Source organism: Pseudomonas sp. C9-3, assembly GCF_032392015.1.
Lineage (GTDB): Bacteria > Pseudomonadota > Gammaproteobacteria > Pseudomonadales > Pseudomonadaceae > Pseudomonas > Pseudomonas nitroreducens.
Genome location: NZ_CP135919.1, coordinates 2,099,489 through 2,113,153, shown reverse-complemented (window position 1 = coordinate 2,113,153; position 13,665 = coordinate 2,099,489). Strand labels below are relative to the sequence as shown.

The window sequence follows — 13,665 nt, the reverse complement described above, 5'->3', positions numbered from 1 at the left end:
GCGGAGGAGCCTTCCATGCGAGTCCTGTTCATGTGCACGGCCAACAGTTGCCGCAGCATCCTCTCCGAGGCGCTGTTCAATCACCTGGCGCCCGAGGGCTTCGAGGCGGTCAGCTCCGGCAGCTTCCCCAAGGGCCAGGTGTTGCCCCGCAGCCTCGTTACCCTGGAGCAGGCCGGCATCTCTACCGAAGGCCTGAGCAGCAAGGGCAACGACGCCTTCGAAGGCAACCCGCCGGATATCGTCGTCACTGTCTGCGACAAGGCCGCGGGCGAGGTCTGCCCGGTCTACTTCGGCCCGGCAGTGAAATCCCACTGGGGGCTGGAAGATCCTTCGGATGCCGAGGGTGACGAGGCCGCGATCGACGCCGCCTTCCGCGCCACGCTGGCGCGCATCGAACTGCGCTGCCGTGCCTTCTTCGCCCTGCCCTTCGCCACCCTCGGCCGCGACGAACTCAAGCGCGAGCTGGATCGTATTGGCGCCCTTTGATCAGGAGGACACATGTCCGAACAACTGCCCAACCTCGACCTGTCGCTGATCGATCCGCTACCAGCCGCCGCCGATGCCAGCGAGCACAAACCGCGCATCCTGCTGCTTTACGGATCGACGCGCGAACGCTCCTTCAGCCGCCTGCTGGTGGAGGAAGCCGCACGGCTGCTGCAGCACTTCGGTGCCGAGACGCGCATCTTCAATCCTTCAGGCCTGCCGCTACCGGACGATGTGCCGGTGGAGCATCCGAAGGTGCAGGAACTGCGTGACCTGGTGCAGTGGTCGGAGGGCCAGGTCTGGTGCTCGCCGGAGCGCCACGGCGCACTCTCGGCGGTGTTCAAGGCACAGATCGACTGGATTCCCCTGGCCCTCGGCGCCGTGCGCCCCACCCAGGGCAAGACGCTCGCGGTGATGCAGGTCTGTGGCGGCTCGCAGTCGTTCAACGTGGTCAACCAGTTGCGCGTCCTTGGCCGCTGGATGCGCATGTTCACCATCCCCAACCAGTCCTCGGTACCCAAGGCCTACCTGGAGTTCGACGAGGCGGGCCGGATGAAGCCCTCGGCGTACTACGATCGCGTGGTCGACGTCATGGAGGAACTGGTGAAGTTCACCCTGCTGCTGCGGGATCGCCAGGAGTTCCTGGTGGATCGTTATTCGGAGCGCAAGGAGAACGCCGAGCAGCTGTCCGCCCGTGTGAATCAGCGCTCGATCTGAGGTGACCATGCCCATCGAAATCAGGGAGGCGCGACCCGAGGATGCGCCAGCAATCCAGGCCATCTACGCGCCGATCGTGAATGGAACGGCGATCTCCTTCGAAGAGGTGCCGCCGAGTGTCGCAGAGGTTAGACAGAGGATCTGCACGACCCTGCAGACTTACCCGTACCTGGTTGCCTCACGCGATGGGCACGTAGCCGGCTACGCCTATGCGAGCCAACACCGGGCGCGCGCTGCTTATCGGTGGGCAGTGGATGTCACGGTCTACATCGCGGAGAGCGAGCGGCGCTCGGGTGTGGGTCGCAGCCTCTATGCCGCGCTGCTCCCCATCCTGACCAGGCAGGGATTCACCGCCGCCTATGCCGGCATAGCCCTGCCCAATGCAGCCAGTGTCGGCCTGCATGAGCGGTTGGGTTTCCAGCATGTCGGCACCTTCCCGCAGGTCGGTTTCAAGCTCGGCCAATGGCACGACGTGGGCTACTGGCGCCTTGAGCTTGGCCCGCCGAGCCAGTGCCCCGGCGAGCCACGTCCGTATCGGGACATCGCGGGCTGAGCCTCCCGCACACGGGCAAGGCGTGGCGCAAGTACCCGGACGATCTCACTGCAGGTCCGGGCTCTCGTATCGACGCTGAATGCGCGCCAGCTCGCCCGATTCGCGCAACCGCTCCAGCGCGCGACTCCAGGCGGCGACTCGCTCATCGTCGCTATCGCGGCTGAAGGCGATGTAGAGCGTGGAGCGATACAGTTCGACCGGCACCTGGCGCAATGTGCCGGGCGACAGGCCCAACTGACGGCTGTAATACGCGACGCCGGCATCGGTGTCGCCGACGATGATGTCGGTACGCCCGGCCAGCAACATGAGATAGAGCTGCGGGCTGCCGGTGGCGCGCTTGTCGAGATTGTCGAAGCCCATGGCCTCCAGCGTCTCCGGAACCAGCCCGGCATGCCGGGTGGTAATGCGCGGAGCGCCCCGCAGGTCGCTCAGGGTATTCGCCGGCTGGCGCGCTTTGGCCAACTGATAGGGATGGATCGACTCTTCGACGATCGGGCCTACCCATTTGTACAACGGCTCGCGCGCCGGCGTGCGGAACATGGAGAACATGATGGTCTTCGGCTGCGACTGCAGGGCCAGGCTGGTGCGCATGCTGGGCAACAGCTCGATCGCGAAATCATCGCCGGTCAGCCCCATGATGGCCTTGACGATATCCGTCGCCATGCCGGTGAGCTGGCCGTTCTCGACGTAGTTGTACGGCGCCCACTCTTCGGTGACGACCCGATAGTCCCCTGCCCAGGCCCCGACATTGAGCAATGAACAGAGCAAGGCTGCACAGATGGTCGAAGGCTTCACAAGGCTCGCTTGGCGGGAGTGGCAGGACAGCGACGTGCTGAAGTGGGGAGCTGAAAATCATAGTACCACCCTCCTGGCGCCGCCACCGCCAGCCCAGGGCGGCAAAAACCTCGGCGTGCTGCCTTCCCAAGCGTCAAGCGCGACCGGCAAGATAGCGGCATTCGCTGCCACGCTTTGGCGGCCCCTGCTGCCTTGTGCCACCGGAGTCGTATGCAACCGCGCGACCTTGCCGCCTACCTGTTCCTCGCCGTCGGCTGGGGGCTGTCCTTCCTTGTGCTGCTCAAGGCCATCGCCGGCTTCGGCTGGGTTGGCGCGGTCAGCTTCCGCGCGCTGATCGCCAGCTTCACGCTGTTCGCCGTGGCACGGCTGGCCGGGCGCCAGCTGAACTTCGCAGGGCTGTGGAAGCCGCTGTGCGTGGTTGGCGCCACCACGGTGGCCGGGCAATTGATCGGCATGACCTACGCTACCCCACGCATCGGCACCGCCATGGCGGCGATCTTCGTCGCCGGGATTCCGCTGTTCTCGATGCTCATCGGCCGCCTCTGGGGCCTGGAACGCATCACCTGGAGCGGCCTCGGCGGGCTGGTGCTGGGCTTCTTCGGCATGGTGCTGCTGGTGGGCTTCCCGGCGGTGCCGATCACCCACGAGTTCATGCTCGGCAGCGCAGCCTCCGTGTTCGGCGCCGTCTGCGCGGCCTTCGGCAGCAATTACGCCAGCCTGAAGCTGCGCACCGCCGGCCCCTGGGAAGTGACCTGCGGCGCGTTCGGGATCGGCGGGCTGCTGACCCTGCCATTGCTGATCTGGGTGCCGGTGCCCGGCACGCCGCAACCGATCGATGTGTTCTTCCTGCTGATCTGCGGCTGCATATTCAGCGCGGTGAACTACGTCGTCTACTTCCAGCTCGTCTCGCGAATCGGCGCGACCAGAACCATCAGCGTGGAGTTCGTCGTCACCGTGGTCGCCGTCCTGATCGGCGCCCTGGTGCTGGGCGAGAGCCTGTCGCTGGTGCAGGGTGTGGGCGCGCTGATCATCCTGATCGGCTGCGCCCTGGTGCTCGGCCTGGTGCCCGGCACCAAAGCCCGCGCCGTGACTTAACCGACCTGAGCCTGGGCAACGCCCGGCGAGGCGTCGTCGCGGTCGATCAGTTCCATCGGCAGATGCGAGGTTTCGCGCAGCAGCCAGGAACAGATCGCCACCAGCAATAGCGCTGCCGCGCCGTAAAGCGCGACGCCGAACGGGTTGCGCCCGGTGGCGATGAGAATGGCGGTAGCGATGCTCGAGGCCGTGCCGCCACCCAGTGCCGCGCCAATCTGGTAGCTGAAGGAAATCCCCGAGTAGCGCATCTCCCGCGGGAACTGCTCGGCGAGGAAAGCCGGGATCGGCCCCTGGGTCGCCCCCATGAAGAAGCCCACGGCGATATACGCCAGCAACGCCAGCGGCAGGTTGTGCAAGCCGATCAGCGGGAAGAAGGCGAACAGCCCGAGCGCCATGATCGCCGCGCCGAAGATCATCACTGCACGCCTGCCGAAACGGTCGGACAAGTAACCGAAGAACGGCGCGGACGCGACGATGGCCACCGACAGCGAGAAGTCGAACAGCAGGGCGTGGCTGCTGCTGTAGCCGATGTCGGTCGCGTAGGCGAGGAAGAAGGTGCTGCCGATGTAGGCGATGGTGACGTAGCCGAAGGCGATGCCGATGCACAGCAACAGCTCGCGCGGCCGACGGCGGAAAGCCTCCATCAGCGGCATGCGCGCCTCGGCTTTCGGCGCGGCCTTGGGCTGCGGCGCGGTGTTCTGCAGGCGTGCGTAGAGGCCGATCAGCACCAGCAGGCCACCGAGCCAGAACGGAATGCGCCAGGCAATACCGCTCAGGTCATCGTCGAAGGCGAAGCTGACGATGGCGAATACCGCCGAACCGAAGATGCCGCCGATGCCGATACCCATGCTGGTGAAGCTGCCCCACAGGCCGCGGCGGCCTTCAGGCGCTACCTCAATGCCGAACAGCGCCGCCCCGCCCCACTCGCCACCGGCGGCGAAACCCTGCACCAGGCGCAGCAACACCAACAGGACGGGCGCGGCGGCACCGATGCTGGCGTGGGTCGGCAGGAAGCCGATCAGCAAGGTGCTCAGGCCCATCAGCACCAGGGTGGCGACCAGCGCCTTCTGTCGGCCATAACGATCACCCAGGTGCCCGAACACCACACCGCCCAGCGGGCGGGCGAAGAAGCCGGCGCCAAAAGCGGCGAAGACCACCAGCACGGCGGTCAGCCGGTCCATGCCGGGGAAGAACAGTTGCGGGAAGATCAGCGCGGCGGCGTAGCCGTAGATGACGAAGTCGTAGAACTCCAGCGCGGTGCCCATGCCGGAGACGCAGAAGGTGCGAAAGGCCGAGCGCGAGCCCGGCGCGGCGGGCGTGTGGTCGATCATGGCGGTTCACTCTTGTTTTTGTGGCAATACGAAACCCGCGCGGCGGCCGTCGGGCTGCCACGGAGGCGTAAGTTCTGAAATTGAGTAGTTGCGTTGTGACGTTTTACGAACTGCGGTGAAGCCAACTTCAGCGCTCGGACATAGCCCTCACCCCAGCCCTCTCCCTTTGGGAGAGGGCTGGGGTGAGGGGCTCCCACCCGGTTGCCTCTAGAACCGCAGGAAGCCCTCATCGGCCATTTTCTTCGGCGTACCAGCCACGTATTCCAGCGCGCAACCGGCGGTGTCCAGGCCGATGCTCAGCAGGGTTTCCCAGCGCTCGGTGTCCGGCTCGGACATATCCGGATGGAAGCACACCACCGCCTGGTCGCCGTCGGCGCCACAGAAGGCGTCGGCACGCTCGCGCAGGGCCTTGCCGGTCATGCCGGTGGTGGCCGCCTTGAGGTGCTCCAGGCGCGCGTAGGTGGTGGAGACATCCGCGGTGCGCTCCCCCCAGCTCAGCTCGCCGTCGAGGAAGTGGTTGGTATGCAGCAGCCAGCCATCTTCGCGCGGCACCACCACGGCGGTGTGCGCCGGGCTCATCTCGATACTCGCGGCACGCGCTCGCACATCGTTGCGGGTGAACACACTGAGCACGGTGGACGCACTGACCCGCGCCGAGCGTGCCATGTCGATGGCCTCGGTGACGCTGGTGGCTTCTTCCAGCACGCGGCGGGCGATGGCGTGTACCGGCACACCGGCGCTACCGTTGTCGCTCTGGTGGTGCAGGATGTTGAAGTGCACGCCCAGACCCGCGCTGTTCACGCCGATCTTGCCGAGCATGCCGAACTCGGTGAACAGCTTGGCGGTCAGGCCGGTGCTGCCGGTAAAGCCCAGCAGCAGGCCGTGGGGCACCAGGCTGTCGTGCCAGTCCCAGGTCTGCAGGCTGCGCGGTGCGATGGCGCCGGCGGGCGCATGGACGGAAGTGGAGCACTCGCCCTCCACCGGCTGTTCGGGCATCACCGCCAGCACTTCGGTGCGCGCATTCAGCGCTGCCAGCTGCCACAGCGGCAGGCCGGCGCCCAGGGCCAGGCCCTCCACTTCCTTCGCCAGCGCCGGGCACCAGTCGGCCAGCGCGGACAGGCTGCCCTCGCCGATGGCCCGTGCCTTGTCGATCTTCACCCCGACGCGCGGGAAGAAGTCCAGGTACAGCGCCACGGTCTGGCGGATCTGCTCGGCGAAGGTTTCGCCGATCTGCCGACCACGCTGCAGCGGGTCGCGGATGTCGGTGGTGAAGGTGTGAAGAATCACGGCAAGGCTCCTGCAATTGCTTTATTTCAAGAAGCCAGAGCGCCGCGGCGCTCTGGCTGGATCAGAGTTTGTCGCTCGAACGACTATAGACTTCGCGGCCGGCGAACCAGGTCTTGAGCACCCGGGTGTCGCGCAGCGCTTCCGGCTTGACCGTGAACACATCGCGGTCGAGCAGGATCAGGTCAGCCTGCTTGCCCGGCTTCAGCGAGCCGATGCGGTCCTCCAGGCGGAGGGTGCGCGCGGCGTTGAGGGTATAGGCCTGGAACATGGTCTGCCGGTCGATGTCCTCGGCGGCGTTGAGCACGCCTTTCGGGCCGACACGCTGGATCGCCTGGTAGATGGCCTTCCACGGATCGGGCGTGGTGATCGGCCAGTCGCTCGCGCCGGAGATGGTCGCGCCGTGCTTCAGCAGCGAGCGTGCCGGGTACATGTGCAGGAAGGCCATGGCGCTGACGTAGGGCTTGACCAGATCGACGCTGTTCTCGTCGGCGGCCGCCCAATAGAGCTGCATGGCGGCGATCACGTCGAGCGCCTTGAAGCGCGGGAAATCCTTCGGGTTGACCATCTGCAGGTGGGTGATCGAGTGCGGGATGCCGCTATGGCGATCCTTGCGCGCCTGCTCGATGCCATTGAGCGATTCGCGCACCGCCCGGTCGCCGATGGCGTGGATGTGCACCAGCCAGCCGCGGGCGTCGGCGGCGCTGACCAGTTCGCCGAAGTGCTTGGGGTCGATCAGCAGTTCGCCGTACTTCTTCGAGTTGCTGTAGGGCTCGAGCATCGCCGCGCTCTGCGCCGGCACCTCGGCCACGCCGTCAGCGAAGATCTTGATGCCCGGCAGCGTCAGGTTGGGGACATCGATGAACTGTTGGCGCACCTTGTCCAGCTCGTCGAGGTCAGCCGGGGTCGCCTTCGAATCGGCCATCAGCAGCGCAGCGACATGCGCGGTCAGCCCGCCCTGCTCGGCCAGCAGCTTATAGGCCGGCAGCACGCCAACAGAGTCGTTGTGGATGTCACCGCCCGGATTCTCGTTCGCCAGGGGCTCCATCCAGCCGGTGATGCCCAGCTCGTGATAGTAGCTCTGCGCGCCTTTCAGCGCCTTGAGCAGCTCGTCATCGGTCGGCAGCGGCAGCAGTGCCTGCACCGGATAGAGACCGGCGTCCACCAGGAAACCATTGGGCGCGCCATCGGCACCGTGGCCGATGGTGGCCTGCTCCTCGCCCTGCAACGACTTGACCTTGGCGGCGTCGATGCCGGCCAGTTTCAGCAACGCCTGGTTGGCCCAGCCAGTGTGATAGTCGCCACCGGCCAGGAGAATCGGCTGATCAGCCCATTCGCCCTGGTTGAAGCGCCGCTGCAGCTCACCGATTTCGTCCCAGTACGCCGTGGGCACGCCGCCGACATAGAGGAACTGGCCACGTCGCGCGCGGCCGTCCTCGCGCCACTGGCGCAGCTTGCCCTCGAACTCGGCGAGCGGCAGGTCCTGGTTGTCCAGGTTGGCCTGGAGCATCTGCAGGCCGCCCTTGACCAGGTGGGTATGAGCGTCAATGAAACCGGGCATCAGCACCTGGCCATGCAGGTCGATGACGGTCGTTTCCGGTTGCTTGAGCTTGAGGATCTGCGTGTCGGAACCGACGGCGAGAATGCGGCCGTTCTCCACCGCCACCGCCTGCTGCAGTGCCTGGCCGGGTTCGGCGGTGTAGACCTTGCCGCCATGGAAGATCAGGTCGGCGGCGGCCATCGTTTCCATCGAGGAAAAAGCGCAAGCGGCGGATACCAGCGCCGGAATCAGTAGTTTCATCGCAAAGCCTTCGTTATTGTTGGTCTGCGAAGAAGGTTAAGCAAAAGCCCCGGCGCCTTTAACACCGACTTCCCGCACAACTTCTGTTCCTGCCAGGAAGCAATCCATGGACAAGATGACCGCCCTGACCATGTTCGTCGCCACCGCCGACCATGGTGGCTTCAGCCGCGCCGCCGAACAGCTGGGCAAGACGCCCTCGGCAATAACCAAGGGCGTCGCGCAGCTGGAGGCCGAACTGGGCCAACGCCTGTTCGAGCGCACCACCCGGCGCATGGCGCTGACCGAGGCCGGGCACATCTACCTGGAAGGTGCGCGCCAGGCGCTGGTGCAACTGCAGCGGGCCGAGGAGGAAGTAGAGCAGTTGCAGACCGAATTGCGCGGCAGCCTGCGCATTGCCGCCCCGCCCTCCTTCGCGCCGGCCTTCTTCAATGCCGTGTGTTGCCGCTTCCTGCGCGAACATCCGCAAGTGCGCCTGGAGGTCGACCTGGCCGACGAGTTCGCCGACCTGGTGGAAGGCGGCTACGACCTCGCCCTGCGCGACGGCCCCATCGACCTGCCGGACGTGATCGCCCAGCCACTCCTGGAAAACCGCCTGCTGCTCTGCGCGAGCCCGGCATACCTCGCGCGCAAGGGGCTGGATGTGACCCTGGAGAACTACGAGCAGCACGACTGGCTGATCTTCCGCCACCCGTTGCTGAACCGGAATTTCTGGTGGGTGCAGCGTGACGGCGAGCGCATCCGTATCCGCCAGCCGACACCGCGTGTGGCCAGCGACAACTACGACTTCCTGCTGTCGTGCCTGCTGGATGGCCAGGGCCTGCAATTCCTGCCGCAATGGAGCGCGTTGCCCTATCTCGAACGCGGCGAGCTGGTGGAGCAACTACCGGACTGCTGGCGCGACCAGAGTGCATTCGGGCCATGGGTGCATGTGCTCTACCTGCCGCACCGAAGGAGCACGCGCAAGGTGCGGGTGTTCATCGACTACCTGCGCGAGCATTTGCAGGGGAAGGGATTGATCTGAGGTGCGCACCGGCCTCGTGGGAGGTGTGATGTCGATCCTGATCGTGCACAGAGTGCGCCTCTGCATCATCAAAAGCCCCTCGCCCTGACTCTCTCCCGCACGCGGGAGAGTGCTGAGGTGAGAGGGAAGCATCGGCACCGATCAGGCGTCAGAAGATCGTTGCTCCTACAGGGATTTTCCTGCCCGATCAGACCAACCGCTGCTCGCGCAGGTAATCCCGGAGGTGCTCGATGAACGCGATGATCTTGCGCGTCGCCCGCCGCGTACTCGGGTACACCGCCAGCAACTCGGACCCGAGCGCCTTCGGATCGAAATGGCAGTCGTCGAGAATCGTCCGCAGCCGCCCGTCGCGCAGGTACGGCAGCACGCTCCAGTAGGGCGACGGCAATATCCCCTGCCCGGCCAGGCAAGCCTCCAGCAGCAGTTCCTGGTTGTCGCTGTTCAACCGCCCGTTGCGGGGCAGCAATACGCGCTCGCCACCGCGCTCGATCAGCCAGCTGTCCCCCAGCGCCGGGTGGCGATAGACCAGGCACTCGTACTCCACCAGTTGCTCCGGCCGTTGCGGCTCGCCGTGGCGCTGCAGATAGTCGGGGCTGGCACAGAACACGATGCGGCTCGCGCCGACCGGCTGCGCGATCAGCCCCGGCAGGTCGCTGTGGCCCAGGCGCAGCGCCAGGTCATAGCGACCGTCGAGCATGTCGATGTAGGCATCGCTCAGGTCCACCTGCAGGCGCATGTCCGGATGCTTCTGCAGGAAGCTTGCACAGGCGCCATTGAGGAACGGGCGGCCGAATGCCAGCGGCCCGTTGATCCGTAGCCGTCCCTTCAAGCTGTGGTGCAACTGGGCGATTTCCTCCTCGGATTCGCGCATGCGCTCCAGCACTTCCCGCGCGGTTTCCAGGTAGAGCTGCCCGACCGACTTGGCCACGGCGGAGGGCGTCTTGCCCAACTCCTCGGCGGCACGGCTGAAACTGCCGAGTTCGGCGCTGATGACGAAGAGCTGCAGGCTGTTGAGCTTGTCCACGATTGAGTCCGATTTTTCCCAAGTGTTGTGCCGGCGCGCCGCTTACTTGTCGCCCGCCAGGCACTTAGCCTCTGCGACACACCAACAAGAATCAAGGGCAACGCCATTTCTGCGGGTACTGACGCCAGGTCATCCCGCCGCACGCCGCGCCCTGCATTTTGAACTCGAAAATGAAAATGAGCTGCCCCGTCCGTCCCCGAGCACCGTTCCCGCCCCGCCGTCCGCACCAATGGGTGACGGATTTGGCAAGTCCAGCCCGAGCCGCCCCGCCCATCCCAAGCACCCTGGACGACTAACCGCCATCCAGGCGATACGCGGCCTCCGCGATGTCGCCTCTGCCCACTCAACTTCCGCCTTGCCTGGAGCCAACATGTCCACCCCTGCCGAGCTGATCATCACCCACGCCGACATCCGCACCCTCGATGACCGCCAGCCGCGCGCCGAGGCCATCGCCATCCGCGACGGACGCATCCTGCGCGTCGGCAGCAATGCCGAGATCGAAGCCCTGGCCGATGTCGCCACCCGGCGCATCGACGCCGGTGGCCGCCTGATGCTGCCGGGCTTCCAGGACACCCACGTGCATTTCCAGCTGAGCGCCGCCGACCTCTACCACAACGCCTCGCTGTACGAGGCCACCAGCCTCGACGAGCTGCTGGCGACCATTCGGGCCTTCGCCGAAGCGCATCCGGAGAAGCCATGGATTCGCGGCGTCGGCTTCTCCTCCGCGCGCTTCACGCCCGAGCAATTGACCAGGGAGCTGCTCGACAGCGTCACCGACGGCCGCCCGGCACTGATGTTCGCCAGCGACTACCACAACGGCTGGGCCAACAGCGCCGCCTTCGAAAAGTCCGGCGTGCGCCCCGGCAGCGCCGAGCCGGACAATGGCGAATACCTGCGCCTGGCGGACGGCACGCCGAAAGGCTGGCTGGTGGAAGACGCCATCTGGACGATGAACCGCATCGCCCCCGGCTACACCGACGACGACTACCTGCAGGCCATGGCGCACTACAGCAAGGCCTTCAACGCCCGCGGCATCACCGGCGTGCTGGATGCCATGGCTGCACGCAATTACCTGAAGAACTACCAGGCCTCCCATGAGCGCGGCGACCTGACCCTGCGCGTCTGCGCGACCTCGAAGGTCTTCGCGCACAAATCACTGGCCGAGCAGATGGCCGAGCTCAAGGACCTGCGCGCCACCTATAAGGGCGACCGCGTGCGCCTGCATTCCGCGAAGTTCTTCCTCGACGGTGTACTGGAGAACGGCACCGCCGTGCTGGCCGCGCCGCGCAGCGACACCGGCGGCAATGCCGAACTGATGTTCAGCCAGGAGCAGATCGACGAGTTCTTCACGGCCTTCGACAAGGAAGGCTTCCAGATCCATGTACACAGCATTGGTGATGGTGCCGTGCGCGCCGCACTGAATGGCCTGGAGGTCGCCCGCGAACGCAATGGCAAGTGGGATTCACGCCACCAGTTGGCGCACCTGCAGGTCGTCGCGCCGGAGGACATCCCGCGCTTCAAGCAGCTGGACGCACTGGCCAACTACCAGACGCTCTGGGCGCAGCCCAACCCGGAAGCCGACGCCATCGTCGAAGCCATGATCGGCCCCGAGCGCAGCCAGTACATCTACCCGCTGGGCGAGTTCGTCCGCCAGGGCGTGACCTGCATGCTCAGCAGCGACTGGGGCGTGACCGGCTACGACCCGTTCCAGATCATCCAGTGCGCCCTCACCCGGCAGAACCCGGCGCTGGGCAGCGACAGCCCGGTGCAGACCGCCCAGCACCGTATCGGCATCGACGACGCGGTCCGGGGCTACACGATCAACGCCGCCCACGCCGCCTGGCGCGACGACTGCACCGGCAGCCTCGAACCGGGCAAGTACGCCGACCTGATCCTGCTGGACCGTGACCTCTACGCCATCTCGCCCTACGAGATCGGCCAGACCCAGGTCCTGCTGACCCTGCTCGAAGGCCGCGAAGTCCACCGTGACGCCGCCTTCACCGGCTGAGCCTCGCCGCCACTACGCCCGTCGCATGGACGGGCATCCCTCAAGAACAACAAGATCGGAGCCTGATCATGGGCGTTGCAAACCTGCAGAGCGGAGCGCAACTCAAGCGCACCCTCGGCCTGAAAGACCTGGTGGCCTATGGCATGGCCTACATCGCGCCGATGGCGCCGCTGACCACCTTCGGCTTCGTCTGGGACGCCTCTGGCGGATTGATCGCCCTGGCCTACCTGCTGGGGGCGATCTGCATGTACTTCACCGCGCAGAGCTACGCCACGTTGTCCGGTGAAGTGCAGAGCGCCGGCTCGGTCTATGGCTTCGCCCGCCATTGCCTGGGCGAGCTGCCCGGCTTCGTCGCCGGCTGGCTGATCCTGCTGGACTACCTGCTGATCCCCGCTCTGGTATTCCTGATCATGTCGGTGGGCCTGCAGATCCTGATCCCCGGCCTCGACCGCGCGCCCTGCCTGGTGCTGCTGGTGGCGGTATCGCTGGGCATCAACTGGTTCGGCGTCGCCGTCACCACGCGGGTGAGCATGGTCTCGGTGGTGCTGCAGTTCACCGCAATGTTCGGTCTGCTCGGCCTGGCGCTGTTCGCGCTGTCCCAGGGCAAGGGTGCAGGCACGCTGACGGCTGCGCCGTTCTTCGACAGCAGCACCTTCGATGTCGCCAAGGTGTTCACCGCAACGTCCATCTGCGTGCTGTCATTCCTGGGTTTCGATGCCATTTCCACCCTCGCCGAGGAGGTGAAGGACAACGACCGCCGGCTGGTCGGACGCGCCATCCTCACCGTGCTGTTCATCTGCGCGGCGCTGTTCGTGGTGACGACCTGGGTGCTGGGCAACCTGATGCCGGGCGTGGCCATCAAGGATGCCTCGGCCGCCATCTACGAGCTGACCTCGACGCAGATCGGCCCCTGGCTCGCGCTGGTGCTCGCCTGGGTGATCGCGGTGATGGTCGGCCTGACCAACGCACTGCCGATGCAGGTCGGCGTATCCCGCGTGCTGTTCGCCATGAGCCGTGACCGCCAGCTGCCATCGCTGTTCGCCCGCCTGCACCACAAGCACGCCACGCCGCATGTCGCGCTAGTGCTGTCGACGCTGCTGTCGCTGGGGATTGCGCTGGTGATGCGGGAGAAAATCGACACCCTCGCCTCCTTCGTCAACTTCGGCGCACTCACTGCCTTCGTCCTGCTGCACCTGTCGGTACTGGTCAAGCTCGGCATCAAAGGGCGCAGCCGCCGCTGGTTCGCCCACTGGCTGGTGCCGATCGTTGGTATCGCAGTGGTGCTGACGGTGCTCGACGGCATGGACGTGCATGCACTGGCCATGGGCAGCATCTGGCTGGCGGTTGGCGTGGCCTACGGCCTGTATCTGCGCGGCAAGGGGCGGGTTGCACTGAGCGTTTGAGGCGCGGACAGGCCATGCCCGGGCAATCCGAATGATGGAACAACGCAGCGATACCCATCGACTTCCTGCACCGACTCACACTTCGGCGCCGGACGGGTTCGCGAGCAAGCTCGCTCCTACAGGTGTGCGCCGGAGTATTTCCTGTAGGAG

The 13,665-nt window shown here is 65.9% G+C and carries 12 protein-coding genes; 7 read left to right on the top strand and 5 right to left on the bottom strand.

All coding sequences use genetic code 11. The features are described from left to right. The first annotated feature begins 15 nt into the window (after window positions 1–15). From RS899_RS09610 to RS899_RS09600, 3 genes are read left to right on the top strand one after another with little or no spacing between them, the layout of a single operon-like run. Window positions 16–486, top strand: a complete 471-nt coding sequence (locus RS899_RS09610) for an arsenate reductase ArsC (protein WP_315809734.1) — start codon at window positions 16–18, stop codon at window positions 484–486. Between the two features lie 12 nt (window positions 487–498). Continuing rightward, window positions 499–1,200: an arsenical resistance protein ArsH gene (gene arsH, locus RS899_RS09605; protein WP_054909762.1), complete on the top strand. Its 702-nt coding sequence runs from the start codon at window positions 499–501 to the stop codon at window positions 1,198–1,200. A 7-nt stretch (window positions 1,201–1,207) separates the two neighbouring features. Further along, the gene (locus RS899_RS09600) at window positions 1,208–1,753 is read left to right on the top strand and encodes an arsinothricin resistance N-acetyltransferase ArsN1 family B (RefSeq protein WP_315809733.1); all 546 of its coding nucleotides are present in this window, start codon (window positions 1,208–1,210) and stop codon (window positions 1,751–1,753) included. A 45-nt stretch (window positions 1,754–1,798) separates the two neighbouring features. Here the strand turns inward: RS899_RS09600 and RS899_RS09595 are convergent, their stop codons facing one another. After that, complete coding sequence (locus RS899_RS09595) at window positions 1,799–2,548, bottom strand: ABC transporter substrate-binding protein (RefSeq protein ID WP_315809732.1); 750 nt, start codon at window positions 2,546–2,548, stop codon at window positions 1,799–1,801. A 210-nt stretch (window positions 2,549–2,758) separates the two neighbouring features. Between RS899_RS09595 and RS899_RS09590 the strand changes: the two genes are divergently transcribed. Beyond that, window positions 2,759–3,643 carry a DMT family transporter gene (locus RS899_RS09590; protein ID WP_038803179.1) on the top strand — a complete coding sequence of 295 codons (885 nt, stop codon included), beginning with the start codon at window positions 2,759–2,761 and terminating at the stop codon, window positions 3,641–3,643. Here the strand turns inward: RS899_RS09590 and RS899_RS09585 are convergent. The 3 genes from RS899_RS09585 to RS899_RS09575 all read right to left on the bottom strand — a co-directional run bounded on the left by RS899_RS09585 (window position 3,640) and on the right by RS899_RS09575 (window position 8,059). Continuing rightward, on the bottom strand, window positions 3,640–4,974 hold the full coding sequence (locus RS899_RS09585) for an MFS transporter (protein WP_315809731.1): 1,335 nt from the start codon (window positions 4,972–4,974) through the stop codon (window positions 3,640–3,642). The two genes, RS899_RS09590 and RS899_RS09585, sit on opposite strands and share 4 nt — an antisense overlap. Before the next feature lie 207 nt (window positions 4,975–5,181). Further along, window positions 5,182–6,261, bottom strand: a complete 1,080-nt coding sequence (locus RS899_RS09580) for a C45 family peptidase (protein WP_315809730.1) — start codon at window positions 6,259–6,261, stop codon at window positions 5,182–5,184. A 61-nt stretch (window positions 6,262–6,322) separates the two neighbouring features. Next, on the bottom strand, window positions 6,323–8,059 hold the full coding sequence (locus tag RS899_RS09575) for an amidohydrolase (protein WP_315809729.1): 1,737 nt from the start codon (window positions 8,057–8,059) through the stop codon (window positions 6,323–6,325). A 106-nt stretch (window positions 8,060–8,165) separates the two neighbouring features. Between RS899_RS09575 and RS899_RS09570 the strand changes: the two genes are divergently transcribed. Continuing rightward, window positions 8,166–9,080 (top strand): LysR family transcriptional regulator, encoded by a 915-nt coding sequence (locus RS899_RS09570; protein ID WP_054909767.1) that lies wholly within the window; start codon window positions 8,166–8,168, stop codon window positions 9,078–9,080. Window positions 9,081–9,267: 187 nt separating this feature from the next. Here RS899_RS09570 and RS899_RS09565 read toward each other — a convergent pair whose 3' ends face one another. Then, complete coding sequence (locus RS899_RS09565; RefSeq protein ID WP_315809728.1) at window positions 9,268–10,104, bottom strand: LysR family transcriptional regulator; 837 nt, start codon at window positions 10,102–10,104, stop codon at window positions 9,268–9,270. Window positions 10,105–10,474: 370 nt separating this feature from the next. Between RS899_RS09565 and RS899_RS09560 the strand changes: the two genes are divergently transcribed. Together RS899_RS09560 and RS899_RS09555 are read left to right on the top strand one after the other, a co-directional pair. After that, window positions 10,475–12,112, top strand: a complete 1,638-nt coding sequence (locus tag RS899_RS09560) for an amidohydrolase (protein WP_315809727.1) — start codon at window positions 10,475–10,477, stop codon at window positions 12,110–12,112. A gap of 68 nt (window positions 12,113–12,180) precedes the next feature. After that, window positions 12,181–13,515 carry an APC family permease gene (locus tag RS899_RS09555; RefSeq protein WP_315809726.1) on the top strand — a complete coding sequence of 445 codons (1,335 nt, stop codon included), beginning with the start codon at window positions 12,181–12,183 and terminating at the stop codon, window positions 13,513–13,515. Window positions 13,516–13,665: the final 150 nt, after the last annotated feature.

Excerpts from the sequence above, each read along its gene's own strand:
- RS899_RS09585 (WP_315809731.1), bottom strand. The coding sequence starts at position 4,974 with ATGATCGACCACACGCCCGCCGCGCCGGGCTCGCGCTCGGCCTTTCGC.
- RS899_RS09575 (WP_315809729.1), bottom strand. The coding sequence starts at position 8,059 with ATGAAACTACTGATTCCGGCGCTGGTATCCGCCGCTTGCGCTTTTTCC.
- RS899_RS09570 (WP_054909767.1), top strand. The coding sequence starts at position 8,166 with ATGGACAAGATGACCGCCCTGACCATGTTCGTCGCCACCGCCGACCAT.
- RS899_RS09590 (WP_038803179.1), top strand. The coding sequence starts at position 2,759 with ATGCAACCGCGCGACCTTGCCGCCTACCTGTTCCTCGCCGTCGGCTGG.
- RS899_RS09610 (WP_315809734.1), top strand. The coding sequence starts at position 16 with ATGCGAGTCCTGTTCATGTGCACGGCCAACAGTTGCCGCAGCATCCTC.
- RS899_RS09560 (WP_315809727.1), top strand. The coding sequence starts at position 10,475 with ATGTCCACCCCTGCCGAGCTGATCATCACCCACGCCGACATCCGCACC.
- arsH (WP_054909762.1), top strand. The coding sequence starts at position 499 with ATGTCCGAACAACTGCCCAACCTCGACCTGTCGCTGATCGATCCGCTA.
- RS899_RS09600 (WP_315809733.1), top strand. The coding sequence starts at position 1,208 with ATGCCCATCGAAATCAGGGAGGCGCGACCCGAGGATGCGCCAGCAATC.
- RS899_RS09555 (WP_315809726.1), top strand. The coding sequence starts at position 12,181 with ATGGGCGTTGCAAACCTGCAGAGCGGAGCGCAACTCAAGCGCACCCTC.